Origin of the sequence: Vibrio sp. 10N.247.311.51 (assembly GCF_041467855.1) — a bacterium.
Lineage (GTDB): Bacteria > Pseudomonadota > Gammaproteobacteria > Enterobacterales > Vibrionaceae > Vibrio > Vibrio coralliirubri.
Genome location: NZ_JBFSVK010000004.1, coordinates 1 through 23,835 on the forward strand (window position 1 = coordinate 1; position 23,835 = coordinate 23,835).

Consider the following 23,835-nt stretch of genomic DNA (forward strand, 5'->3'; position numbering starts at 1 on the left):
AAACCGGCAACCGTTAATAGCGGTTCTAGGGTTCAAATCCCTATCCCTCCACCACCATTAAAAAGCCCGCTGAGAAATCAGCGGGCTTTTTCTCGTCTTGAATTTAGTAAAATAAAGCTCAAATACCTTTAGATACGTCGTTATCTTATTCTGCTTCTGCTTCTGCTTCTGCTTCTGCTTCTGCTTCTGCTTCTGCTTCTGCTTCAGGTTCAGTATAGCTTAGGTATTAAAAAGCAGAGCGCTCAGGCTCTGCTTTGATGTTTGAACTGTACGTTCCTCAGAACTTACACTCGTTATTTTGCTACGTTACCTGCCACGTTTAGCGCATCCCATGTACGTGAAAAAGGAGGGGCATAACAGAAGTCCATGTAGCCTAGTTGTTGAGTCGTCATCTTCGCGGTGATAGCAACTGCTAGTGCGTTAATACGGCCAACAGCTCCTTTCTTACCTACGATCTCACCACCAAGTAGAACGTTAGTCTCTGGGTGATAAACCAACTTCACCTTAATGCCTTCTTGGCCTGGGTAGTAATCCGTTTGGTTCTTATCTGAAATCGTTGATACTTTCACATCTAAGCTATGTTCTTTCGCCAGAAGTTCAGATACGCCGGTACATGCCAGTTCGTAATCGAGTACTTTCAAACAAGACGACCCCAAGAAGCCCGTCATGTAAGTGTCTTTTCCTGCTAGCTTGTCTGCCATCATGCGTGCTTGTTTGTTGGCTGTGGTTGCTAGAGGAACATAAACGGGTTTGCCTAGTGCCATATGATGGACAACGGCACAGTCACCTACAGCATGGATGTAAGCATCTTCAGTAGCACCATATTCATTGACCAACAACGCGCCATTTTGAGCTTTTGGTAATTCGAATGCTTCAGTGTTTGGTTTGAAGCCGAGTGACAGGATCACGACATCAGCTTCTACATTACCGTTATCGGTTTCTACGATGTAACCACCTTGCTCGGCATCGCGAATCGCAGACACGCTGCAACCTGTTTTAAGGTCAGCACCGGATTCTCGAATCGCACCTTCAACTACTTCAATGATCTCTGGGCTAAACTGACGGCTCATGATGTGTTGTTCACGTTCGATAATCGTCACGTGCTTATCTAAGCCATGTGCCGCATCGAAGACTTCCAGGCCGATAAAGCCTGCGCCAATGACACACACGCGTTGTTTACTATCGTCTTTAAGCGCTTGTTTGACTGCTAAGCCATCTTCCATGCTTGTTAGTGTGTATACGTGTTCTGGACTGAATTCACCGAATGAGGGCACAATTGGACGTGCGCCTGTCGCAATCACCAACATATCGTAATCGATAGTGCTCTCTACGTTTTGGTGACGCACCGTAATGTGTTTTTCAGTGCGGTCGAACGACACCATTTCTGTTTCTACACGAACATCTAAACCAGATTTGATGGCTTGTTCTGGCGTACGAGAGATCATTCGCTCGGTGTCATCAAACATGCCGCCTGCAAAGTAAGGTAAGCCACAGGCTCCGAAAGAGATGTAGCTACGCTTATCTAAAACGATGACTTCGTCTGATGGTTGATTACGTTTGTATTTTGCTGCGAAACTCATACCCGCGGCACTACCGCCTATAACAACAACTTTCATATTTACTACCTAAATAACCTGAACTCAGGAAAAACAGAAGAGCACTCAAGTAGAGTGCTCTTAATTAAGTTTGAGAATTATACAGCTGCTTCTTTTGATACTGTCGCTGTAACGTCAGCGTCGTATTGTTCAGTATCCAATGAGCCATTCTTCTTCGCTGTAAGAACGCCTGACAACATAGAGCCTGAGATGTTCAGCGCTGTACGAGCCATGTCAATTAGCGCTTCAATAGACACTAGAATCGCGACTACTGTGATGTCTAGACCCATGATGGTCAGTACCGCTACCGCTGCGAACGTTGCACCACCACCGACACCTGCGATACCGAATGAAGCAATTGCGATAACAGCGATCAGTTGTAGTATGAAGCTTAAGTCTACAGGCATGCCCATTACTTGTGCCGCCATGATTGCGAGCATAGCTGGGTAGATACCTGCACAACCGTTTTGACCGATACTGGTACCAAATGTCGCTGACATGTTTGCTGTTTCTTCATCTACACCTAGGCGTTGAGTTTGTGTTTCAACGTTTAGTGGGATAGCTGCCATGCTTGAACGAGAACCGAAACCGAACACCAATACTGGCCAGATTTTCTTCATGAACTTAGCAGGAGAAAGACCGAACATTGACACCATGACGAAGTGGATGCCGAACATAACGCCAATTGCTACGTAGCTTGCTAGAAGGAAGCGTCCCATCTCTGCTAGTGCGAACAGGTCGTTTGTCATCATGAACGTGGTCATCAGAGCGAATACACCGTAAGGCGTTAGCTTCAGAATTTCACGCACCATTGAAAGCACCACTTCTTTTGCCGAGTTGATGAAATCAACGAAGTTTTGCACTTTCTCAGGCTTACGGTTTTTCACTTGAAGGATACAGTAGCCAAGGAACATGCCGAACAGTACAGTTGATAGCGTAGAAGTACGTTGAGAGCCCGTTAGCATGTCAAAGATGTTGGTTGGAATGATAGACAGAGCCATACCAGATAAGCCACTACTCGCCATTGCATCTTGTGTTGCAACCAGTGAATCACCGCGAGCTTCAATTGCACTGTTTGTGCCTATTGTGCTTACTAGCGCGTTCGCATCGATACCAAATAGGTAAATACTTGCGATACCAACGGCTGCTGAGATTGCACAAGTGAAAAGTAGAATACCGATGATTTTTGGCGCGATACGAGATAGCGCGCCGCCGCCTTCCACGTTCATGATCGAAGAGATCATCGCCACGAATACCAGTGGGATAACGATCATTTGTAGAAGTTTGATGTAGCCTTTACCGAACACCGAAATCAGTTCAGCAAAACCAGATGTCGCAACGTTGCCGACACCGAAAACAAGTTGAATTGCGCCACCGAACAGTAAGCCAGCAGCAAGCGCACTCAGTACGCGGAAGTTAAAACTTTTCTTTTGCTTTTTGAAGTTCGACAGCAGTGCGTAGAACCCAAAGAACAGTACGCTTAATCCAATAAATGAAACGCTCATGAGAATCTCCTATGATACCCATTAATACCTAAATCGGTTATTTTTTGTATGCGATGGCTTCAACTTCAACCAGTGCGTCTTTTGGTAGTCGTGCTGCTTCAACACAAGAGCGAGCAGGTGCGTTTTCTGTACCAAACACCTCTGTGTACACTTCGTTAAAGGCAACGAAGTTTTCCATGTCTGACAAGAAGCAGGTTGTCTTAAGCACTGTGTCCAGTCCCGCATTACTCGCTTCTAATACAGCTTTTAAGTTTTCTAGCGACTGACGAGCCTGCTCTTTGATGCCGCCTTCAACAAACTGCATCGTTTCTGGAACGAGAGGTAATTGACCTGATGTATAAACCATGTCGCCGTAAGACGTACCTTGTGAGTAAGGGCCGATAGCTGCAGGTGCTTGTTCAGTGGCAATGATCTGTTTCACGATGTAACTCCTAAATTATTGGTTTTATTCTGATTTAAATTCACGGATAAACTTGTAAACCGCCTGTCGGCTGATCCCAAGTTGCTCTGATACTTGTGTAGTCGTCTCTTTTAGCTCAAATACTCCGTTATCAAATAAACAACGAATGATGGCTTTATTGCGACCTTTGGAAGAAACCGACTCGTCTTGGTCAACCTCGTTAATGGCTGAACTCAATGCTTGTTGAATCACGTCGTTTGCATTGTTGCTGAATGTCTCGCTGACAATGGCTTGCGGCACATTGCACTGCGGCATCAGTGTTTTGACGATTTCTGGGAATGGGAAAGACAAGTTCATGTTGATACACAGCATGCCAATCGGCTTTTGTTGTGGACCAGCCAATACGCAGGTGGTCGATTTCAGTAGGGATCCGTCTGCTGCATTAGTGAAGTAGCTTTTTGGAGAAACTTCGCCAGTCTTCTCGAATGCACTCCACATGCGTAAACCTAAATCGGTGATCGGTGAACCAATTTCACGCCCCGTATGATGACCATTGACGATCTTCACGACTGAGTTTTCTAAGCTTTCAAATGAATGGATGACTACTTCACAGTAGGGACCAATCAAATCGGCAATTGTGTCTGCTAAGCGGAAGTAATTGCTTAAGCATTCTCTGTCTTCATCGGTGAATCGAACTTGTTTTACATTCATGATTTCGGTTTACATTTTTGAACTCAATGACTGAAATCTACTCCTTTGGTGGTGATTCCACAATATGCAGTAAACTTCTGTAAACCTGACGTAAACGTCTAAAACATCAACAAATCGTAAGTTTTAGAGCTAAATCACGAACGAAATTTGAACATGATCACTCGAAATAGGTAAATCAGGTTTAATTTCTTAAACTTCATCAAGGTTTACATATTTAAAACCAAAGGTTGCCTTATTGAATGTTTTGATGATCTAGGACAAGTTCTACATTCAGCTGAAAACACGCTTCGCAAACTATTCATCTGGTTTTCTTTAGATTGTCACTTTTGAGCGATAGGGTTAGCGGGTAGTACTGTCTTTTATTATAACTGTATTTAAATTATTCGAATTTTCTAGAAGTGTGGATTTATGAACAAAGCGGTTTGGGGTTTAGCCCTCGGTCAGACGTTGCTCTGGTGTTGTCTCTATTACGTTTTTCCGGCGATGCTTCTGCATTGGGAGCAAGTACACGACTGGAGTCGGTCTGAATTCATGTTAGGGCTGACGCTGGCGGTTGGCGTGTCTGCCATTGCGGCTTTGCCTGCTGGGCGCTTAATTGACAAAGGTTATGGTGCGCTGATGATGACTGTTTCGGCGGTCATTGGTGGTTTGCTTCTGTTTTTGGTTAGCTTGGTGGAACAACTTGCTTGGTTTTACTTGCTCTGGGGATTGATGGGAATCGCAATGGCGGGTTGCCTTTATGAACCTTGTTTTGCCTTTCTGATTCGTAGCTTAAAAACCAAAGCCAAGCGTGCGATCACCATGATCACTTTGGTAGCAGGCTTTGCGAGTACCATTTGTTTTCCAACGGTTCATTACTTAGCTCAGCATTACGGCCCAACGATGACATTGCAGATTTTTGCTGGAATCGTTCTGTTCGTCGCCGCTCCGTTACTGTTCATCAATACTAAATCGCTTGCTCGGTTTAATTTACCTTCCAACGCTGACGCTCTGCCACAAGTTCCTCCGACGGTCTCACAAGGTTCAAGCGATCGTTTTAGTTCTGTTTCATATCTATCTAACCCAATGTTTTGGCTGCTTGCTTGTGGTTTCTCTATGCTCGCGCTTAATCATGGTGTGGTGTTAAACCATCTATTGCCATTATTAGATGAGCGCAATGTCCCTGATGACTTAGCAATATTGGTGATCTCTTTGATAGGTCCAATGCAGGTCGCCGGGCGTGTAATGTGGTTGTTGGTTGATAAACACTGGTCGATCATGCGGATCACCGTTGCGTGTTTTATGAGTATCTGTTGCGCGACCTTGTGTTTGATTCTGTCTGAGAACGTTCTGTATCTGGTGTTTGGTTTTGTGCTCTTACAGGGTTCCGCTTACGGTGTGATGAGTATTGTGAAGCCTTTAACTACTCGTGAGGTAATGGGGGAGGCTAACTTTGGTTCTTTGGCGGGCGCAATGGCGGTGCCTTATTTGCTAGCATTTGCGTTGTCGCCATACTTTGGCGCGGTTATCTGGCAGATGGGAGGCTATCAATGGGTACTGTGGAGTATCTTTGGTAGTGCTGTTGTTGGTTTTGTTTCTATAGTCACCGTATCAAGGTTACATTTAGCTCGCTCTCAACCGTCTTTATCGAAAATATAAGGTTTACTGACAACGTAGATTTTTCCGACAACATAGAGCGCCGTCCATTTAGGTTTTGACTAACCTGTATTGTTATCGCTTCAAAATGAATCACTTTGAGCACTCCTTTATGGGGTGCTTTTTTGTATGTGAATTTAGCAGCTATTGGAGGTGTGTATCTATTGCTTGGAGAACACCAAGACGCTGCGATGTTTATTGAGCTTTTTATTGTCAAATTACTGTGAATTACCTCCGTATATAAGTTGATATTCTCCCGCAAATTCCTTGATTTTTTGGTATTTAAAACAGCGAGTTAAGCTTGTCTAGACAAGTTGACTAACCCCTTTAAATATTTCATTTCTGCAAATAAACCGACACGTAACTTTAATATTCAAACGTCAAAGTGGCCTTAAATCAAACAGGGACATTGACGATGAATAACATCATTGAAGTTAAGAAGGTCAACAAAACATTCGGTTCGAACAAGGCACTGAATGGCATCAATTTGACGATTACCAGTCGTAAGATGACGGCGCTACTTGGTCCGTCTGGTTCAGGTAAATCTACACTGCTTCGTCACTTAAGCGGTCTGATCATCGGAGATAAAAGCACCGACTCTCAAATTAACGTGCTTGGCCAAACGGTACAGGCGAACGGTAAGGCAGACAGCAATGTCCGCGACATCCGTGCACAAGCGGGTTACATCTTCCAACAATTCAATCTCGTTAACCGCTTATCTGTGATGACCAATGTACTGATTGGCGCACTGAGCTCAACACCTAAGTGGCGCACTCTGACGGGTATTTTTACGGTTGAACAACAGCAAGAAGCGCTTGAAGCACTGCGTCGCGTTGGCATGGAAGATTTTGCAGGCCAACGCGTTGGTAACCTATCAGGTGGCCAACAACAGCGTGTCGCAATTGCACGTGCGCTGATGCAGAAAGCCAAAATCATTTTTGCCGATGAGCCAATTGCTTCGCTTGATCCAGAATCAGCGCGCATCGTGATGGAGCTGCTTACGGATATCAATCAAAAGGAAGGCATTCCTGTGATCGTAACACTCCACCAAGTCGACCACGCTCTTAAGTATTGCGAAAACATCATCGCGCTTAAAGACGGCCAAGTGTTCTACGAAGGAAAGAGTGCGGAACTGACTAAGCCTCAGCTTGAAGATCTATATCGTTCTAAAAAATCGACAAACACGCCACATATTCAACCTAACGACGTGCTCGCTGCGTCTTTTTAAGTATCAGGGAATTTAAGATGTTTCATTCAATGAAATCAGGGATTAAGAAGGCCGTGACGCTAGCAACTGTGTTGATGACGACTCTCACTGCTGGCCACGCTTTTGCTAAAGATTCGATTAACTTTGGCATCATCGCAACCGATGCACAACAAAACTTGCGTAGCCGCTGGGAGCCTCTTTTGGATGACCTAGGTAAAGCGTTAGGCATGCCAGTGAACGCCTATTTCGCACCCGATTACGCAGGCATCATTCAGGCACAACGTTTTGGCAAAGTGGATTTTGCTTACTACGGAAACAAGGCGGCAATGGAAGCTGTTGACCGTGCAAACGCTGAAGCCTTCGTTCGTTACATCGATGAAGATGGCTTACAGGGTTATTACAGCTTACTGATTGTTAACGCTGAAAACGACAACATCAACACGCTTGAAGATGTTCTAGAGCAACACAAAACACTCAAGCTTGGTAATGGCGATCCTAATTCTACTTCGGGCTTCCTCGTTCCGAACTTCGAAGCATTTGCCAACAATGGCATCTCCGCGAATGACTTTCACCGTAATGTGACTGCAAGCCATGGCGCTAACGTGATGGCCGTAGCGAATAACCAAGTCGATGTCGCAACTAATCACACCATGAGCCTTATTCGCATTGAAGATCAGAACCCTGAGCTGTTTAGCAAGCTCAAGGTGGTTTGGCAGTCAGAGCTTATTCCATCAGATGTGATTACCTACCGTAAAGACTTAGATGAAGGCTTGAAACAAAAGGCGCGTGATTTCTTCGTGAGCTACGGCGAACAGCCTGAGCAGCTTAAAAACCTAAACCAACTGGCTTGGTCTGGTTTTGCTGCTACCGATAACAACCAACTACTGCCTATTCGTCAAATGGAAGCGTTTAAGAAGCTGGTTGAAGCGGAAAACAACAGCAACCTTAGCGAGAAAGTGAGAGCCGATCGTATTGCGCAATACCAAGCCGAAATCGACCAGCTGCAAACAGAAATTGATGCACTGAAAGGTTAACCCCATCCCCATGCGCCGCTGTGGGCGGCGCAATAAAAGAGTATGAGAACAATGACTGCAATGACTCAACGTTACGAGCCTTCATCAAAGCTGTCGATTAAAAACGGCGTGATTGCTGTGATAGCACTACTGGTCCTTAGTTGGGCGTGGCAAGGCGCAGAAATGGCACCAATGATGTTCTTTGAACACCCAGAGAACATGGTTCAGCTAGGTAAAGACTTTTTCCCTGCTGACTTTAGTGAAAGCAATGTCTACTTAACCGAAATGCTGGTGACGATTCAAGTGGGTATTTGGGGAACCGTGTTATCGATTCTGTTAGCGATTCCATTCGGCATTCTGAGTGCTGAAAACCTGATGCCAAGCTGGGTGACATTTCCAATTCGTCGATTGATGGACTGTTTACGCGCTATCAATGAAATGGTGTTTGCGATGCTGTTTGTCGTGGTTGTCGGATTAGGGCCATTTGCAGGCGTGATGGCGTTGTTCATTCACACAACTGGCGTGCTTGCCAAGCTCTTTGCTGAAGCGATTGAAGCGATTGAACCCGGACCGATGGAAGGTGTGAAAGCGACTGGCGCGAATCCTATCGAAGTGATTCTTTACGGCGTAATTCCACAGGTGTTACCACTTTGGATTTCGTACTCACTGTACCGCTTGGAGTCGAACATTCGCTCGGCAACGGTTGTCGGCATGGTTGGCGCAGGTGGTATCGGTGTGCTGCTTTGGCAATCTATCTCAGGTTTCCAGCTGCAACAAACCGCAGCAATCATGGCGATTGTTATTGTGACGGTAAGCATTATCGACTTCGTTTCTCAAATCATCCGCAAGAAGTTTATCTAGGCATCTCAGATGCCTATTTAACCAAACTTGTCTAGATAAGTGATTGAATTTTAGGAAAGGAAACCCTTATGCCCGTTTACTTAGATATTGCCTCAGAGCTTGAAAAGGAAGTGAAAGACCACTTTGTGCCAGGTGACTACTTACCACCTGAATCCAAATTGGCTGAGCGCTTTGCAGTAAACCGTCACACGCTTCGCCGCGCAGTCGATGAACTCGTGTCAACGGGCTTGATTCAACGCCACCAAGGTAAAGGCAACATGGTGATTCGCCAGCCAAGTGAATATCGACTTCACTCAGGAGCACATTTCACCAAGAACCTGATTGAGCAAGGCGCGATGCCAAGGTGTGAGGTGCTTCAGTCTCGTCTTATCAATGTACCCCCCAAGATTGCGGGCTACTTGAAGATTGAAGAGGGGAGCAAGGTTATTCACATCCGTACCCTGCGAAAAACCGGAGATACACCGAGAACCATCATCGACCACTACCTACCTAATGTGGCGTGGTGGCCGATTCTTAAGAACTTCACTAACGGTTCTTTGCACCAATTTATTCAGCGTGGCTTGGAGACTGATTTAGAGCGAAAAGAGACTCGAGTGGGCGCGAAAATCCCAACCAATGAAGAGTGTCGTTTGTTGCAAATCAGCACCAGTACACCGCTACTCAAAATTAAAACCACCAACGTAATCAAAGGCACGCAAGTGATAGCGGAATTTTCAAGTTCGAACACCCGTGCCGACGCAACCGAAATTGTAATGGAGCACTAAATGACAGCTTTGAAAGAGCGACAAAAGTGGATGTCAGTACTCGCGCAGAGCCAGTTCTCAGAATTGAAAACGCGCTGGGAAGCATTAGGGCTAGACGCGGAATACGCAATGGTTCGCCAACCAGAGATTGGTTTAGCACAAGTGCGTGCACGTATGGGCTCAACAGGCCGCCAGTTCAACATGGGGGATGTCACGATCACTCGCGCCGTAATCAAGCTAACGAGTGGAGAGCTTGGTTACAGCTACCTACAGGGGCGAAGCAAGCCTCATGCAGAGCTAGCAGCCGTCGTCGATGCCCTGATGCAAAACGGACAGCAAGCTGAAGTGATCAACACGCAACTCATAGAGCCTTTGGCAGCGATGAAACATGAACGAGACAGTCAACGTCGCCAAGAAGTGGCTTCAAGCAAAGTGGACTTTTTTACCATGGTCCGTGGTGAAGACTAGGTCCGCGGGCAAGCCTAAGAATCCCATATCATTCAAGAATAAGATTAACGAATTAAACAGGTTAGAACGAATTCAATGAGTATGATTTCTCCTGCATTTCAAGATGCAGTTCATGACAGTCAGCAGTGCTTTCGATTGCTGCTCAAGGCGATGTCTGAACCCGGTACCGTCGTAACACTAAATCGTTGCGAAGGCTTTGGTTCAATGATGAGTGCAGCCGCTCAAACGCTACTTTCCATGGCCGACAATGCAACGCCAATCTGGCTATCTTCGACATTAAAAGCTGATCACGCGGTGACTGAAAACATCAAGTTTCACATTGGCGCACCGATTGTAGAGCAGACTCAACAAGCGAGCTTTGCTGCGATTTCAGCACAAGATCTACAGGATGTTGATTGGTCAGAACTGACATTCAATCTCGGTAACGAAGAGTACCCAGATACCTCAACAACAGTTGTGATAGAGGTTGATAGCTTAACGTCTGGAACTGAGCTGTCTCTGAGTGGCCCAGGCATTCAAAGTGAACAAGCTGCGTTTTTCAGCGGATTACCGGCGGGCTTTATTGCTCACCTCAAAGAGCGTCAATCATTGGTGAAGTTCCCATTAGGTGTCGACTTTATCTTTGTGGCGAACCAGCAAGTGCTGTGTTTGCCTCGTACAACTAAAGTGGAGGCGACAACATGTACGTTGCTGTAAAAGGTGGTGAAAAGGCCATTAGTCTGGCGCACCAACTGCAAGCGAAGAAGCGTCGCGGCAATCCTGATTTACCTGAATTAAGCGTTGAACAGATTCAAGAGCAGCTGTCAGGTTCGGTGGACCGAGTGATGACGGAAGGCGGAATTTATGACAAACAACTCGCGGCATTAGCCATCAAACAAGCCACGGGCGATTTGGTTGAAGCTATCTTCTTGTTACGTGCCTATCGCACCACGTTACCTCGCCTGATCACTGCGTTACCCGTTGATACCAATACAATGCGAATTGAACGTCGTATTTCAGCAACCTATAAAGATTTACCGGGCGGTCAGATCTTAGGCCCAACCTACGATTACACGCACCGCCTATTGGATTTCAGCCTACTTGCCGAAGGGGAAACACCGCAGATCCCTACGCAAGATGTGACTGACTCTGAACCTTGCCCTCAGGTGCTGGGCATTCTCGAAAACCTCGACATGATGTTGACCGAAGAAGATGACCAACAAGTACCAGAAGACATCACCATGAATCCGGTGAACTACCCATGTAACCGCAGCGCACGCCTGCAAAACTTGGTGCGCGGCGATGAAGGTTTCTTATTGGCACTGAGCTATTCAACCCAACGTGGCTATGGTCGTAATCACCCATTCGCGGGCGAGATTCGTACGGGCTTTTCAACGCTATCGATTGAGCCTGAAGAGTTAGGTTTCAGTATCGATATTGGTGAAATTGAACTGACAGAGTGTCAGATGATCAATGGCTTTGTTGGTAATAAACAGGACAAAGCTAAGTTGACTCGCGGCTACGGCTTAACATTTGGTGCGACTGAGCGTAAAGCAATGTCGATGGCATTGGTTGACCGTTCTTTGCAAGCCGCAGAATACGACGAGCCTGTTGATGGCCCAGCTCAAGATGAAGAGTTTGTGCTTTCTCACTCAGACAACGTAGAAGCCGCAGGCTTTGTTTCTCACCTTAAACTTCCTCACTACGTCGATTTCCAAGCAGAACTGGAACTGCTGAGAAAAATGCACAAAGAGCACGATGAATTGATGGCTCAGCCAGGTAATGACGAACAAGGAGGTCAATCATGAACACAGCAACGCTTAATGCACCGATAGGTAACGATTCAGCGCCATTCAATACTGAAGAAACAGCATCTCAGAGTCCAGTAGGTGCAACGGGTTACAACTACGGCTACCTTGATGAGCAAACCAAGCGCATGATTCGCCGTGCTTTGCTTAAAGCGGTTTCCATTCCGGGTTATCAAGTGCCATTTGGTGGTCGCGAAATGCCAATGCCTTATGGTTGGGGAACGGGTGGTGTGCAGATCACCGCTGCAATAATCGGCCAACCCGACACGCTAAAAGTGATCGACCAAGGTGCCGATGACACAACAAACGCCGTGTCGATTCGTGAGTTCTTCAAGTCCATCGCCAGTGCAAATACGACTGAAAAAACCACGGAAGCGAGCATTATTCAGACTCGTCACCGTATTCCTGAAGTTGATCTTCAAGAAGATCAGATCTTGGTGTATCAGGTGCCGATCCCAGAGCCGCTGCGCTTTATTGAGCCTCGTGAAACTGAGACTCGTAAAATGCATGCCTTGCAAGAGTACGGAATCATGCACGTCAAACTGTATGAAGACATCGCTCGATTTGGTCACATCTCAACGGCTTATGCTTACCCAGTGCGAGTAAACGATCGCTACATCATGGATCCATCGCCAATTCCTAAATTCGATAACCCGAAAATGGACAATATGGCCGCATTGCAACTGTTTGGCGCGGGTCGTGAAAAGCGTATTTACGCCGTTCCTCCTTACACCAAGGTTCAAAGTCTAGATTTTGAAGATCACCCATTTGAGATTCAACAATGGGACGAGCCATGTGCGATTTGTGGTTCGACGGATACTTTCCTTGATGAAGTCGTTATGGATGACCAAGGCTCACATATGTTCGTGTGTTCAGACACGGATTACTGTCGCGAACAACAGGAGAACAACGCATGAACGCTGTGACGAACATGAAACACGAATGGAACCAGTCAGAGCAGCCTCTGTTGTCTGTCTCTAATCTCACTAAGCTTTATGCGCCGGGTAAGGGCTTTCAGAATGTATCTTTTGACCTTTTCCCTGGAGAAGTGTTGGGCATTGTGGGTGAGTCGGGCTCGGGTAAAAGTACCTTATTGAAGTCGCTTTCTGGCCGTCAAACCCCAGACAGCGGTGAAGTGATTTACTTGCGTGGTGACGCGGATAAGCAAATCTCACAACTGGAAGATTTATACCAAATGGCAGAAAGCCAGCGTCGTCACTTGCTGCGTACAGAATGGGGCGTGGTGCATCAACATCCAATGGATGGCTTGCGAGGCCGAGTATCGGCGGGCGGCAACATTGGTGAGCGCCTAATGGCAGTGGGTGAACGTAACTATGGTGAAATTCGTAAGAAATCAGCGAAATGGCTCGGTGATGTCGAGATCCCAACGGATCGAATGGATGACATGCCGACGACTTTCTCTGGCGGCATGCAGCAGCGATTACAGATTGCTCGCAACCTTGTGACTCATCCGAAGTTGATCTTTATGGATGAGCCAACTGGCGGTTTGGATGTGTCGGTACAGGCTAAGTTGCTCGATCTTCTTCGCCGTTTGGTCACAGAGCTTGAACTGGCCGTGGTGATCGTAACCCACGATCTTGCTGTGGCTCGCTTGCTTGCCCATCGACTCATGGTGATGCGCCGCAGTGAAGTAGTAGAAAGCGGCCTTACTGATCAAGTGCTTGATGATCCTCAACATCCATACACACAACTGCTAGTTTCTTCTGTATTGCAGAATTAAGGACGATGACATGAATACCAAATTAACCGTAAACAACGTCAGCAAAACCTTTGTGCTGCACAATCAAAATGGTGTTGAACTGCCAGTTCTCACTGGTGCGAACTTCTCAGTAGACAGTGGTGAATGTGTGGTTCTGCACGGTCACTCAGGTTCTGGTAAATCAACTCTGTTACGTGCGCTTTATGCCAACTACCTAGTGGACTCTGGCTCAATTAACGTTGTACACCAAGGCAGTACGCTCGACCTTGCGAAGGCAACCCCAAGAGAAATCATCAACGTGCGCAAGCACACCATAGGTTGGGTGAGTCAGTTCTTACGTGTGATTCCACGTATCAGTGCACTGGAAGTGGTGATGCAACCTATGTTGGAAATGGGTGGCTGCGCGCAAGAAGCACAAGAGAGAGCTAAGTTACTGCTGACTCGCTTAAACGTACCTGAGCATTTGTGGCACTTAGCGCCTGCAACCTTCTCAGGCGGTGAACAGCAACGTGTAAACATCGCACGTGGTTTTATTGTTGATTACCCAATCCTACTGCTTGATGAGCCAACGGCTTCGCTTGATGCGACCAACAGCGCAGTGGTTGTGAGTTTGATTGAAGAAGCCAAAGCGGATGGCGCTGCAATCATCGGTATCTTCCATGATGAAGCAACGCGAGATTTGGTCGCTGACCGCCTGTATGACGTGAAGCTACAAAAAGACATTTCACCAAAACAACTCACCACAGCGTGTGCGTAAAGGGAGCTGACGCAAATGATTATTACCAACGTAAATCTGGTGCTTGAAAATGAAGTAGTGCGTGGCTCTGTTGAGCTGCGAGACGGCGTGATTGCCAACATGTCTGACTCTACTAGCCAGCTTCCGGGTGCCTTTGATGGTGAGAATGGCTTCTTGATGCCGGGTTTAATTGAGCTGCATACCGACAATCTAGAGAAGTACTTCACGCCAAGACCAAAGGTAAACTGGCCACCGCTTTCGGCAATGAGCGCGCATGATACTCAGCTGATTGGGTCGGGCATCACTACTGTGCTTGATGCAGTTGCTTTGGGAGACTACCGAGATGGCAATCGCCAAGAGAATCTCGACCAGTTTATTAATACCGTAGCAGAAAGCCAGAAACGTGGTTTAACCCGTGCCGAGCACCGTATTCACTTGCGTTGTGAAGTGCCGCACTCGACCACCGTTGGCTTGTTTGAGCGTTACGTGAATATGCCAGAAGTACAGTTGGTGTCTTTGATGGATCACGCGCCGGGTCAGCGTCAATTTGTGAACATTGATAAGTACCGTACTTACTATCAGGGCAAGTACAACATGACGGATGCTGAAATGGCGGCCTACGAAAAAGACCAAGTTGCTCAATCACAGCGTTGGTCGAAACAGAATCGTGATGAGATCACCCGTCAGTGCCGTGATTTGAACATACCAACCGCAAGCCATGATGATGCAACCAGCGCACATGTCACGGAATCAAAAGAGTTGGGTATGGTCATCGCTGAGTTCCCAACTACGGTTGAGGCAGCGCAGCGCTCTCACGAATTAGGTTTGAAGGTAATGATGGGTGCGCCAAACGTGATTCGTGGTGGTTCGCATTCGGGTAACGTCGCAGCGCATGAGTTGGCGTCTTTGGGCGTGTTGGATATTTTGTCTTCTGATTACTACCCTGTGAGCTTGTTAGACGCGGTGTTTACGCTAGTGAATGATGAGCGCAATAACCTCAATGTAGCACAGGCGGTGCAATTGGCGACATTGAATCCTGCACAAGCTCTTGGCTTAACTGACCGTGGTGTCATCGCGGAAGGTAAGCGTGCTGACTTGGTGCTAGCGCATCGTTTGGATGATCACCAGCTGGTATCTCGTGTGTGGCGTGAAGGCAAGAAGGTATTCTAATCCATGTCTAAAGGTTACTCATTTGATGTGAATGGGGTGGTGAACGCTGCCCCTAAAGCTGACAAACCGGGTCAGCTTTATTACGTAATTGGTCCTTCTGGAGCTGGTAAAGATTCAATTATCTCAGCGCTACGAGAGCAGTTTGTTGAAGACTTGGTGGTCGCCCATCGCTACATCACACGTGCGGCCGATGCTGGTGGCGAAAACCACGTAGAGCTCAGTGATGATGAATTCTTCATTCGCTATTCACGCAATATGTTCGCGATGAGTTGGCAAGCGCACGGCATGAGTTATGGCATTGGCCAAGAAGTGTATCAGTGGATGGATGCCGGTTTGAGTGTCGTGGTTAATGGCTCACGTGCGTATTTGGATGCGGCAAGAGAGTTGTTTGGCGAACGATTAGTCCCTGTTGTGGTGAGCGTTAACCCCGAGGTGTTAGAAGCACGCTTGCGAGCTCGCGGACGAGAGAGTGAAGCGCAGATAGCGCTTCGCTTACAACGTGCGGCAGACTATTGTATCGATTCAGCATCAGGCTCATCGGCTCTAAATAATACGCTGTGTATTGATAATAGCGGTACGCTTGAGCAGAGCATTGCGCAGTTCGCCCGTTTAAAAGAACAAGCTGAAAGGCTCGCAGAACCCATAGGTGGTGTCGCATGAAGTTAACCATGTTAGGCACAGCCAACAGTGCGATGATACCGGTTTATGGGTGTGATTGTTCAGTGTGTTTTTCTGCACTTGAAGACCCGAATCTAAGGCGCGAAAAGTCATCAGCGTTCCTTGAGCATAATGGCAAGTTTCTGCTGTTGGATGCTAATGCGCCTGACCTGATGCGCCGTTTCCCTGCGGGCTCGATAGACAAGATCTTATTGACCCATTACCACATGGATCATGTCCATAGTTTGTTTGATCTTCGCTGGGGCGCTGGCGATAAGATCTCGGTGATTTCACCGGATGACCCGCTTGGCTGCGACGATCTTTATAAACACCCAGGTATCTTGGACTTTTCCCTACGAGCACAAGCATTTAAATCGTTTGATTGGCAGGGAATCACCATCACGCCTGTGCCCCTCAATCACTCTAAACTTTGTCTTGGTTATTGCTTCGAATTTGATGGCAAGCGCTTGGCTTATTTAACCGATACGGTAGGGCTGCCAAAACAAACTGAGCGTTGGTTGAAAGAGTTTCCCGTTGATTGGTTAATTACCGATTGTAATTACTCGCCAATTGAAGACCCTCAAGCTCGAGCTAGCCTAAACCACAACGACTTCCACCATATTTTAGATATCGATGAAACCTGTCGCCCCACAAATCTGGGCTTGATTCACGTCAGCCACCACATGCTTGGCTGGGCTGAGCAACATCCACAAGCCTTTTCAGAGCGACTGCGCATTCTCAACGATGGCGAGGAGATAACCCTATGAGCCAACCACTTTCCCCTACCTTAAACAGCGAACCTAGCGTTGCGGACAGCAGTAAACTGCACAACGTTGAACTAGGGCGTTGGACTGAAATCGCTGACCGTTGCGTATTAAATAACGTGCAAGTCGGAGACTACAGCTACATCCAAAATGACTGTAACCTGATGTTTACCGAAATAGGTAAATTCACATCAATCGCCGCATCGGTTCGTCTGAATCCGAGTAACCATCCGTGGTGGCGTCCAACGTTGCATCATTTCACTTATCGCCCGGGCAAGTATCAACTAGGTGAAGATCCTACTTCATTGGACGATGAGGTGTTCTCATGGCGTGAGGAAGACAAAGTACAGGTTGGACACGATGTGTGGATTGGTCACGGAGTGATTGTGCTGCCGGGTATTACGATTGGCAATGGCTCGATTGTCGGCGCGGGTAGTGTGGTGACCAAAGACGTACCGGCATACTCGATTGTGGTTGGTAACCCTGCCAAAGTGCTGCGCCCTCGGTTTGACGACCCTAGCTACGCAGAACGGCTAGAAAGCCTTGAATGGTGGCATTGGGATGATGAAAAACTCGCGGAGGCTTTGCCACTTTTCCAAAAAGACTGCGGTGAGTTTTTGAGTCACATTGAGCAAGTTTAAACTCGATATCCTTTAAATCTTAAAACGAAAAAGCAGCCTAAGTGGCTGCTTTTTCGTTCGTAACGCTGTAGCTGTTCAATTACCTATTTGGCTAGCTTGGCTTCGACTTGCCCAAGTGCTCGTTGGTACATAAACCATGCACAGGTGCCGGCAAGTACATTACCTACCATGGCACCCCAGAATAGGCCTTCAATGCCAGCAAGCTGCGAACCAACCCATAAACAAGGTAAGAAGAAAGCAAACAGACGCAGTGCTGATATCGTCAAGGCAGTGTAAGACTTGCCAAGCGCATTAGAGATAGAAACCATCAGCATACATATACCCAAAGGCCCTAAACTGATAGGAACGATAAGTAAGTGGTAGTTCAAAATGGTCGAGACTTCGTCTTCGCTGGTCATGAGATTTGCCAACCCGCCAGAGAATACCCAAGTGACTAGTGCGATCACCAATTGGAACCCTAATACGAACGTCACGGCAATCTTGACGAGCTTGCGTATGTTTTCTAGGTTCTTTTCTCCCAACATTCGGCCAATCATAGGTGGAATCGACATAGTCAGAGCAAGCACTGCAACAATCGAAAAGAATTCAAAACGTGAACCTAGCGCCCAAGCCGCAACGGCTGCAGTACCGTAGCCAGCAAGCAGTTTGGTGGCGAGCATCGAAGAGACTGGTGGCAGCAGTTGACTGATCATCGCAGGCCCCATGATGTTTCCAATAGAGCGAACACTTTTGCCGATATCAAGATCGTGCCAGTCGAATGTCATCCAATGCTTCTTAGTCACCTTAGGAGCAACGATAAAGATACCCGCACCGAACGCCAAGATGGTCGCAATCGCGGCTCCGTTGATACCCATGTCGAGCGTGAAGATGAAAATCGGGTCCAATATCAAGTTGATAATACTGGTCGCGATCATCATCGAACCTGGCAGCATGGTATTACCATTGGCACGACACACACTGTAGAAAAAGTAGAGCAGTGCGCCTGTCCAAGAGCTTACAAGCCAATATATCCAGTAAGAATCAATGATCGGCAGTACCGTCGGTGGCGCATCGAGGAGTTGTAAAATAGGACCGCGCAGTAGATAGATGATGACTGAGAACAGCGCGACACTCACACTGCCCATCGCAACCACTAATCCGCCGAGCTGTTTGGCATAGCGTATCTCGTTGGCGCCAATCGCTCTCGCGATCACAGCCGTTGTCGCGATGCCTAGTCCGACTTGAATGCCGATAATGATCATCTGAATTGGTAGCGTGAAGCCTTGAACCGCGAGCGGCAGCACGCCTAGCTGGCCAATAAAAGCACTGTCTACAAGCTGGAAGCTCATTAGGGAAAGCACCCCAAACAGCATTGGCCATGTCATTGTATAGAGTTGTCGGCCAAGAGAAGGCGAGGGAGTTGCGGTCGTAGAATTCATAACACTCTTATCAGTCTTGAAGGTCGGTTTGTCGTAGTGACAATCCACTCAATGAAGAATTGCGTAAAGGATAACGTAACGTCAGCTCGATACCAATAAATGTTACCCGATCTAAACATATTACCTATGCGTGTTTTCAGTAGGTTCGGTGCATTCTGCACTGTGACTTTATGGAAGCACCTCTCAAACCTTATTTATTTTATAGACTTATCGAAGTTGGCTAATGTAATTATCAAACCCATAAACTAATATCGTTGGAGAGAAAAGGAATTGCGAGTCAGCAAGCACATTTTTAAATGCATATTGGAGAGGGAGCCAAAATATGCCAGGGACAGAAGAAATTCAGATCAGCCAAGAACAAGTGAGAAAGAATAAAGCCAAGGTTCTGGCGAAGATAAACCAGCAAGGGATTATGTCTCAGGGCTTTCGTTTGGTTAACGTCAAAGATTACCAACAGAAGTTACAAGCTCTAAAACAGAAAGTCGAAAACTTCGATTACATGAATGACGCCAATAAGCAGCAAGACCAGGTCATTCTCGACATCATGACTCAGAAAGAGAAAATTCATAATTACTTGGATGAATCGTCGAGCCAGAAGTTAGGGAGCGGTAACCTAGATTTTGGTTCTCGAAATCAGGTCGCGAATGCCACGCTTAAGAAAAAGCAGCTTTTCATGATGTTTATGGAAACGGTCGAGGCGCAAGAAGCGCTCAGAGAGTTTGCTGTTAAAGTCGCTTCAGTATGTAACGGCACACTCAAACAGCCGCCGGGTGCTTATCTAGGTGTAAAAGATTTCCACGGCGCGCTGGATAAAATTACCAATCGAAAACGTCACTACGATATTGGCGATCTCAAAGATGCCGCTCGTATGACCATCGTATTCGAGAATATGGACGATATGATCGTAGCCAAGGCGATGATCATTTTGACCAAAGAGTTTATTGAGCTAAAACACCACCAGTCTGCGATGAAAGATCGCTACGGTACAAGCCAAGGCGACAATGCAAAATTCAACTGCGGAGCAACAGACGCCGGTTACAAAGACATTAAGTTCTTCTTAAAAATGGCCAATGGACATATCGGTGAATTGCAGCTCAATACCAAGAATATGATGGTGGCGAAAAAGAACGGTCACATAATCTATGACATCCTTCGAGACGGAGGCAATCTTGATAAGGCATTCACCATTACCAATACTGAGGTGCTTGCCAAGATAAGTCGTAATATGAGTGAAAAATGGTTCACCTTTATGAATACACGAGTACCTAAAGCGAGAGATGATTTGATGGCTGTACAGCAGTTGGTTGATCGCTTGAGAGCGAACCTTGGAAGGGGGCAGAACTCACTTCAAGTCAGCTTAGAAGAGATAACGATATTGTCTCGTGTCAGCCTCTATATCTATGAGCAAGGTGATAACGCCAGAGCTTTATTAGAGTAGTAAACCTGCATTGAGAGCTACTATGAGTCCGGTTACTTGACCGGACTTTTTGGTTTTTGAGCCTCGGTTTTAATAACCTCTTTTATTGCTTCGATAGCTCGGTGCAGTGACTCCAACCCAACCTTTGAATGCACGATTGAAATTACTTAAGTCGCTGTAACCCACTTGCCAACTGATGTCTTGAACAGAAAGGTTGGTCTCTTCAAGTAGCTGTTTTGCTTTAGCTTCCCGCACTTGTTCTTTGGCTTCTTTAAAGAGAATGTTTTTGCTCTTTAGGTTTCTCTGCAGCGTTCGTTTTGTCATGCCGAGCATGGTCGCAAACCACTCAATATTGAACCAAGGTAGAGTCGCATAGGTGTCTATTAGTATCTCGATGGCGTGATGCCAATCTTGGGTACTATTTCGTTCTGAAATGGCACGATATTCATCGGGCAGCGGGATCGCAATCGCACCGTATTGCTGTTCAAACTGAATATCAGAATCAAAGAAATGCTTAGGTAATTTACGTGCGCTGTTGTGCTTAGAGACCAACTTGGCGTGTGATGGTTGCCAGCGACTGTCAATGAACTTACGACAGAGGCTAATCACGGTCAGGGCGCGAAACCATTCGGCTTGTTCAAAACCTGAGGTCGATGGGTGATAGCAACTTCGATGACACAGCCACCACAAGCCATCGCTTTTTTCCGTCCATATGGTGACGTGATTACTTAAGGTCGATATTTCAGTAATCAAGCAACGTACCGCTTGCTCTAGTGACGTGCATTGATCAATTTTTCGGTCTAGCTCAGGTGACAATTGCTCTAGAGAAGCTCTGCGTCCAACCTCAATCCCTATCGAATAACCAAACTTCCGCTCAAGGCCATGAATGAAGCGAATCACGTCTTGTGTAGGAAGCCATTGATTGGATTGTGTTAGTTCAATGGGTAGGCCGCACGCATCGGCGACGGTGCGCCAATCCAGTCTATGTTTGTCACAATACTGAATATATGGAGCAATGTTACTGGTCGAAGTGAGCAATATACTAGTGGTGTTTGATGATGCTTTCATTGTCTTGTGTCTACCATTAAATGTCACCAAGTGACCTAATTAAGTGTAGCGCATCTCCTTATACTTCTCCTAACCCAAACAGGAGACCAATTATGAAACTTAAACACATTGCCGTTCTAGTATCGTTAGCGACCGCATCATCATTTGCTCTTGCAGCAAACCCAGTTGAAGAAGCTCTGAAAGTTGAAGGTGCTCAAGTTACTTTGACTGTGAAAGAGGCGAGCACAGCATTTACCCCAAGTTTTACTGACTCAGCTCGTGAGTTATTCAATAACTTTCATTGGCAGATGGGCGGCGACCACAGCGTTTACTACAACATGCACATGAGTGAGTTTCTACCAATGGCACTGGCGGCTCCAAACGAAGAGTACAAGCCTTTAGTTAAAAACATCGACCCACGACTCGCTGCACTCAAAGTTGATACTGAAAGCAAAGGTCAGTTGACAATGGATGAGTACTTGGCGGATGAGCAGTTCCGTACTCAAGGCTTTATGCTAATTCACAAAGGGGAGATCGTTTACGAAGCTTACCCGGGTATGAAGCCGACAGATACGCATGTTTGGGCATCTACAGCAAAAACGACGGTTGGTACTGTGATTGCGATGTTAGTGGAAGAGGGCAAAGTCGACCCTGAAAAAGAGATCGCTGAGTATGTTTCTGAATTGAAAGGAACAAACTGGGATGGCATCACAGTGCACCAAGTTCTGAACATGTCGACTGCGCTAGACAATGAAGAGACATTGGAGTCTATCTTGAACCCAGATTCTGATGTAGTGCGTTTCTTTGCGGCATCGTTTAATTCACCAAGAGCAAAAACGGGTGAGATGGAAACTTGGATGGACGTGGCTAAGGGCGCGCAAAAGCTTGAAGGTGAAAAAGCCGGTGACCATTTCCGTTACGCTTCTATCAACACCATGGTGCTGACTAAGTTAGTTGAAAACGTTGAAAACAAAACTTGGACTCAAGTATTCGAAGATCGTGTTTGGTCAAAAGTGCACGCACGTCAACCAATGCAATTCAACTTGACGCCAGATGGCATGGCGATCGCGGTTGGCTTGGTTTCATCAACGGTAGAAGACATGGCTCGCTGGGGAGCACTATTTACACCTAGCTGGAAAGCGGTGGCTGATGAGCCAGTGGTGTCACAAGCTGTGATTGATCGTATCCGCAACGGCGGTGATCCAAAAGCATTCGTAGGTACTAGCAAAGAGAGCAGTTCACTGCACGCATACAACGAAAAAGCAGACTACAACGCATACCAATTTGATTTCATTTTCAATGACGGTGCAATGTCGAAAAGTGGCAACCTAGGCCAATTTATTTACATCGATCCTGCACGTGACTTTGTGGGTGTGATGTTCTCAACCAACCCATACCACTCAGGTTTTGGTGAGAATAAAGGCCCTGCACTAATGCGTTCAGCAGCAAAACTACTTGCTGACAAGTAATCTATTTATTACCTAACAGGATGTTCCAGGCTTCAAGGAGGAAGCAAACGACTTTCGAGAGATATAATGAAAAAGTTTGCTCTATTAATCCCGTTGAGTTTAGGTCTAGCCCTTCCTGCACATGCCGATTCAGATTCCGAACGTGTTATCGATCCTGCTGATGTCACTAAAGTTTATACTCAAGCTGCATTGATGCTGAATGGTAGTTCAGATATCCAATTTCAAGGGCAAGTTTCTGGCGGTTTAGAAAACGGTCAGCAGTTTGCCCTACTGGCCGAAGGGACGTTTGTCGATGAAAGCAACACAGCGCTTCGCGATCCAGATAAATTCGGTACAGAGTACAGCAACTCTAGAATCCAGTACTTCCACGTCTTTGAAACGGGGACGAAAGCTACGCCTAAAGTGGGTCTTTCATTAGATTATATTAATACGCGCAACAGTATTAAAAATGACTTGTTGTCGGTTGGCGGTGTTGTTGCGATTAACCCAGCTTATACCGGTGGATTCCTTGTGTTTCCAAGAGCAGGACTGATGACTGGTAGCATGGAGATCCCTGGCGTCACTTCATCTAAAGATGATTTAACGGGATACTCGCTTGGTTTGATTACCGCGAAGCATCTCGGTGACTCTGGCGCTTATGTGTCTTTGGTTCCTGAGTGGCAAGATCTTTCTGGTGATGATATCGACATGCAAAACTTCTCATTTAAAACATCGTTAAATGTGCCGATGAACACTGCAAGAACTTGGTGGTTGAATACGCGCTATGACATTACCAAAGCGGATGTTGATGTGAAAGGTGTGTCAATGCCGAATGGTTGGCAAACCGAGGCTTGGGTTGGTGTGAGATACTACTTTTAGCGCTCTAGCCAGC

The 23,835-nt window shown here is 46.5% G+C and carries 24 protein-coding genes; 18 read left to right on the forward strand and 6 right to left on the reverse strand.

All coding sequences use genetic code 11. From position 1 onward, the window contains the following. Positions 1-293: 293 nt before the first annotated feature. From AB6E85_RS05065 to AB6E85_RS05080, 4 genes are all read right to left on the reverse strand, one after another. Positions 294-1,616: a CoA-disulfide reductase gene (locus tag AB6E85_RS05065; protein WP_372141711.1), complete on the reverse strand. Its 1,323-nt coding sequence runs from the start codon at positions 1,614-1,616 to the stop codon at positions 294-296. A 77-nt stretch (positions 1,617-1,693) separates the two neighbouring features. Beyond that, positions 1,694-3,100, reverse strand: a complete 1,407-nt coding sequence (locus tag AB6E85_RS05070) for a cation:dicarboxylate symporter family transporter (RefSeq protein ID WP_059019145.1) — start codon at positions 3,098-3,100, stop codon at positions 1,694-1,696. 37 nt (positions 3,101-3,137) lie between these two features. Then, positions 3,138-3,521 carry a RidA family protein gene (locus AB6E85_RS05075; protein ID WP_017111552.1) on the reverse strand — a complete coding sequence of 128 codons (384 nt, stop codon included), beginning with the start codon at positions 3,519-3,521 and terminating at the stop codon, positions 3,138-3,140. 24 nt (positions 3,522-3,545) lie between these two features. Next, complete coding sequence (locus AB6E85_RS05080; protein WP_065676814.1) at positions 3,546-4,211, reverse strand: transcriptional regulator; 666 nt, start codon at positions 4,209-4,211, stop codon at positions 3,546-3,548. Between the two features lie 408 nt (positions 4,212-4,619). Between AB6E85_RS05080 and AB6E85_RS05085 the strand changes: the two genes are divergently transcribed. The 15 genes from AB6E85_RS05085 (at position 4,620) to AB6E85_RS05155 (ending at position 17,613) form a co-directional block, all read left to right on the forward strand. Next, positions 4,620-5,849 carry an MFS transporter gene (locus AB6E85_RS05085; protein ID WP_372141714.1) on the forward strand — a complete coding sequence of 410 codons (1,230 nt, stop codon included), beginning with the start codon at positions 4,620-4,622 and terminating at the stop codon, positions 5,847-5,849. Positions 5,850-6,261: 412 nt separating this feature from the next. Continuing rightward, a complete protein-coding gene (phnC, locus tag AB6E85_RS05090; protein ID WP_017067518.1) occupies positions 6,262-7,074 on the forward strand; it encodes a phosphonate ABC transporter ATP-binding protein in 813 nt (270 codons plus the stop codon). A 17-nt stretch (positions 7,075-7,091) separates the two neighbouring features. Beyond that, positions 7,092-8,087, forward strand: coding sequence for a phosphonate ABC transporter substrate-binding protein (phnD, locus tag AB6E85_RS05095; protein WP_372141716.1), 996 nt, complete (start codon positions 7,092-7,094; stop codon positions 8,085-8,087). Positions 8,088-8,138: 51 nt separating this feature from the next. Next, complete coding sequence (gene phnE / locus AB6E85_RS05100) at positions 8,139-8,927, forward strand: phosphonate ABC transporter, permease protein PhnE (protein ID WP_086774585.1); 789 nt, start codon at positions 8,139-8,141, stop codon at positions 8,925-8,927. Between the two features lie 68 nt (positions 8,928-8,995). Next, entirely contained in the window at positions 8,996-9,691 is a 696-nt protein-coding gene (gene phnF / locus AB6E85_RS05105) for a phosphonate metabolism transcriptional regulator PhnF (RefSeq protein WP_050649118.1), read from the forward strand. Continuing rightward, positions 9,692-10,138 carry a phosphonate C-P lyase system protein PhnG gene (gene phnG / locus AB6E85_RS05110; protein WP_017066708.1) on the forward strand — a complete coding sequence of 149 codons (447 nt, stop codon included), beginning with the start codon at positions 9,692-9,694 and terminating at the stop codon, positions 10,136-10,138. Positions 10,139-10,213: 75 nt separating this feature from the next. Further along, positions 10,214-10,834 carry a phosphonate C-P lyase system protein PhnH gene (phnH, locus tag AB6E85_RS05115; RefSeq protein WP_372141718.1) on the forward strand — a complete coding sequence of 207 codons (621 nt, stop codon included), beginning with the start codon at positions 10,214-10,216 and terminating at the stop codon, positions 10,832-10,834. Continuing rightward, a complete protein-coding gene (locus AB6E85_RS05120; protein WP_372141719.1) occupies positions 10,819-11,925 on the forward strand; it encodes a carbon-phosphorus lyase complex subunit PhnI in 1,107 nt (368 codons plus the stop codon). The genes phnH and AB6E85_RS05120 overlap by 16 nt, the downstream gene beginning before the upstream one ends. Beyond that, the gene (locus AB6E85_RS05125) at positions 11,922-12,842 is read left to right on the forward strand and encodes an alpha-D-ribose 1-methylphosphonate 5-phosphate C-P-lyase PhnJ (protein ID WP_050621791.1); all 921 of its coding nucleotides are present in this window, start codon (positions 11,922-11,924) and stop codon (positions 12,840-12,842) included. The genes AB6E85_RS05120 and AB6E85_RS05125 overlap by 4 nt, the downstream gene beginning before the upstream one ends. Next, positions 12,839-13,666 (forward strand): phosphonate C-P lyase system protein PhnK, encoded by an 828-nt coding sequence (phnK, locus tag AB6E85_RS05130; protein WP_054548434.1) that lies wholly within the window; start codon positions 12,839-12,841, stop codon positions 13,664-13,666. The genes AB6E85_RS05125 and phnK overlap by 4 nt, the downstream gene beginning before the upstream one ends. Before the next feature lie 10 nt (positions 13,667-13,676). After that, complete coding sequence (gene phnL / locus AB6E85_RS05135) at positions 13,677-14,402, forward strand: phosphonate C-P lyase system protein PhnL (RefSeq protein ID WP_052879137.1); 726 nt, start codon at positions 13,677-13,679, stop codon at positions 14,400-14,402. A gap of 15 nt (positions 14,403-14,417) precedes the next feature. Then, complete coding sequence (phnM, locus tag AB6E85_RS05140) at positions 14,418-15,551, forward strand: alpha-D-ribose 1-methylphosphonate 5-triphosphate diphosphatase (protein WP_372141720.1); 1,134 nt, start codon at positions 14,418-14,420, stop codon at positions 15,549-15,551. A 3-nt stretch (positions 15,552-15,554) separates the two neighbouring features. Then, positions 15,555-16,211, forward strand: a complete 657-nt coding sequence (gene phnN / locus AB6E85_RS05145) for a ribose 1,5-bisphosphokinase (protein ID WP_081090205.1) — start codon at positions 15,555-15,557, stop codon at positions 16,209-16,211. Further along, positions 16,208-16,975, forward strand: a complete 768-nt coding sequence (gene phnP, locus AB6E85_RS05150; RefSeq protein WP_372141721.1) for a phosphonate metabolism protein PhnP — start codon at positions 16,208-16,210, stop codon at positions 16,973-16,975. Before phnN ends, phnP begins: the two co-directional genes overlap by 4 nt. Further along, positions 16,972-17,613 carry a DapH/DapD/GlmU-related protein gene (locus tag AB6E85_RS05155; protein ID WP_372141723.1) on the forward strand — a complete coding sequence of 214 codons (642 nt, stop codon included), beginning with the start codon at positions 16,972-16,974 and terminating at the stop codon, positions 17,611-17,613. The genes phnP and AB6E85_RS05155 overlap by 4 nt, the downstream gene beginning before the upstream one ends. An 83-nt stretch (positions 17,614-17,696) precedes the next feature. Here AB6E85_RS05155 and AB6E85_RS05160 read toward each other — a convergent pair whose 3' ends face one another. Then, positions 17,697-19,031: an MATE family efflux transporter gene (locus AB6E85_RS05160; protein WP_372141725.1), complete on the reverse strand. Its 1,335-nt coding sequence runs from the start codon at positions 19,029-19,031 to the stop codon at positions 17,697-17,699. 322 nt (positions 19,032-19,353) lie between these two features. Between AB6E85_RS05160 and AB6E85_RS05165 the strand changes: the two genes are divergently transcribed. Continuing rightward, positions 19,354-20,469: a hypothetical protein gene (locus AB6E85_RS05165; RefSeq protein ID WP_372141726.1), complete on the forward strand. Its 1,116-nt coding sequence runs from the start codon at positions 19,354-19,356 to the stop codon at positions 20,467-20,469. A gap of 69 nt (positions 20,470-20,538) precedes the next feature. Here AB6E85_RS05165 and AB6E85_RS05170 read toward each other — a convergent pair whose 3' ends face one another. Continuing rightward, positions 20,539-21,516, reverse strand: a complete 978-nt coding sequence (locus tag AB6E85_RS05170) for a helix-turn-helix domain-containing protein (RefSeq protein ID WP_372141728.1) — start codon at positions 21,514-21,516, stop codon at positions 20,539-20,541. 92 nt (positions 21,517-21,608) lie between these two features. On the opposite strand from AB6E85_RS05170, the gene AB6E85_RS05175 reads away from it, so the two are divergent. Then, positions 21,609-22,964, forward strand: coding sequence for a serine hydrolase domain-containing protein (locus tag AB6E85_RS05175; protein ID WP_372141730.1), 1,356 nt, complete (start codon positions 21,609-21,611; stop codon positions 22,962-22,964). 66 nt (positions 22,965-23,030) lie between these two features. Continuing rightward, positions 23,031-23,822, forward strand: a complete 792-nt coding sequence (locus AB6E85_RS05180) for a hypothetical protein (protein ID WP_017064910.1) — start codon at positions 23,031-23,033, stop codon at positions 23,820-23,822. Positions 23,823-23,835 lie beyond the last annotated feature (13 nt).

Coding starts and splice junctions, on each gene's coding strand:
- AB6E85_RS05065 (WP_372141711.1), bottom strand. CDS start 1,616: ATGAAAGTTGTTGTTATAGGCGGTAGTGCCGCGGGTATGAGTTTCGCA.
- AB6E85_RS05070 (WP_059019145.1), bottom strand. CDS start 3,100: ATGAGCGTTTCATTTATTGGATTAAGCGTACTGTTCTTTGGGTTCTAC.
- AB6E85_RS05080 (WP_065676814.1), bottom strand. CDS start 4,211: ATGAATGTAAAACAAGTTCGATTCACCGATGAAGACAGAGAATGCTTA.
- AB6E85_RS05085 (WP_372141714.1), top strand. CDS start 4,620: ATGAACAAAGCGGTTTGGGGTTTAGCCCTCGGTCAGACGTTGCTCTGG.
- phnC (WP_017067518.1), top strand. CDS start 6,262: ATGAATAACATCATTGAAGTTAAGAAGGTCAACAAAACATTCGGTTCG.
- phnD (WP_372141716.1), top strand. CDS start 7,092: ATGTTTCATTCAATGAAATCAGGGATTAAGAAGGCCGTGACGCTAGCA.
- phnE (WP_086774585.1), top strand. CDS start 8,139: ATGACTGCAATGACTCAACGTTACGAGCCTTCATCAAAGCTGTCGATT.
- phnF (WP_050649118.1), top strand. CDS start 8,996: ATGCCCGTTTACTTAGATATTGCCTCAGAGCTTGAAAAGGAAGTGAAA.
- phnG (WP_017066708.1), top strand. CDS start 9,692: ATGACAGCTTTGAAAGAGCGACAAAAGTGGATGTCAGTACTCGCGCAG.
- phnH (WP_372141718.1), top strand. CDS start 10,214: ATGAGTATGATTTCTCCTGCATTTCAAGATGCAGTTCATGACAGTCAG.
- AB6E85_RS05120 (WP_372141719.1), top strand. CDS start 10,819: ATGTACGTTGCTGTAAAAGGTGGTGAAAAGGCCATTAGTCTGGCGCAC.
- AB6E85_RS05125 (WP_050621791.1), top strand. CDS start 11,922: ATGAACACAGCAACGCTTAATGCACCGATAGGTAACGATTCAGCGCCA.
- phnK (WP_054548434.1), top strand. CDS start 12,839: ATGAACGCTGTGACGAACATGAAACACGAATGGAACCAGTCAGAGCAG.
- phnL (WP_052879137.1), top strand. CDS start 13,677: ATGAATACCAAATTAACCGTAAACAACGTCAGCAAAACCTTTGTGCTG.
- phnM (WP_372141720.1), top strand. CDS start 14,418: ATGATTATTACCAACGTAAATCTGGTGCTTGAAAATGAAGTAGTGCGT.
- phnN (WP_081090205.1), top strand. CDS start 15,555: ATGTCTAAAGGTTACTCATTTGATGTGAATGGGGTGGTGAACGCTGCC.
- phnP (WP_372141721.1), top strand. CDS start 16,208: ATGAAGTTAACCATGTTAGGCACAGCCAACAGTGCGATGATACCGGTT.
- AB6E85_RS05155 (WP_372141723.1), top strand. CDS start 16,972: ATGAGCCAACCACTTTCCCCTACCTTAAACAGCGAACCTAGCGTTGCG.
- AB6E85_RS05160 (WP_372141725.1), bottom strand. CDS start 19,031: ATGAATTCTACGACCGCAACTCCCTCGCCTTCTCTTGGCCGACAACTC.
- AB6E85_RS05165 (WP_372141726.1), top strand. CDS start 19,354: ATGCCAGGGACAGAAGAAATTCAGATCAGCCAAGAACAAGTGAGAAAG.
- AB6E85_RS05170 (WP_372141728.1), bottom strand. CDS start 21,516: ATGAAAGCATCATCAAACACCACTAGTATATTGCTCACTTCGACCAGT.
- AB6E85_RS05175 (WP_372141730.1), top strand. CDS start 21,609: ATGAAACTTAAACACATTGCCGTTCTAGTATCGTTAGCGACCGCATCA.
- AB6E85_RS05180 (WP_017064910.1), top strand. CDS start 23,031: ATGAAAAAGTTTGCTCTATTAATCCCGTTGAGTTTAGGTCTAGCCCTT.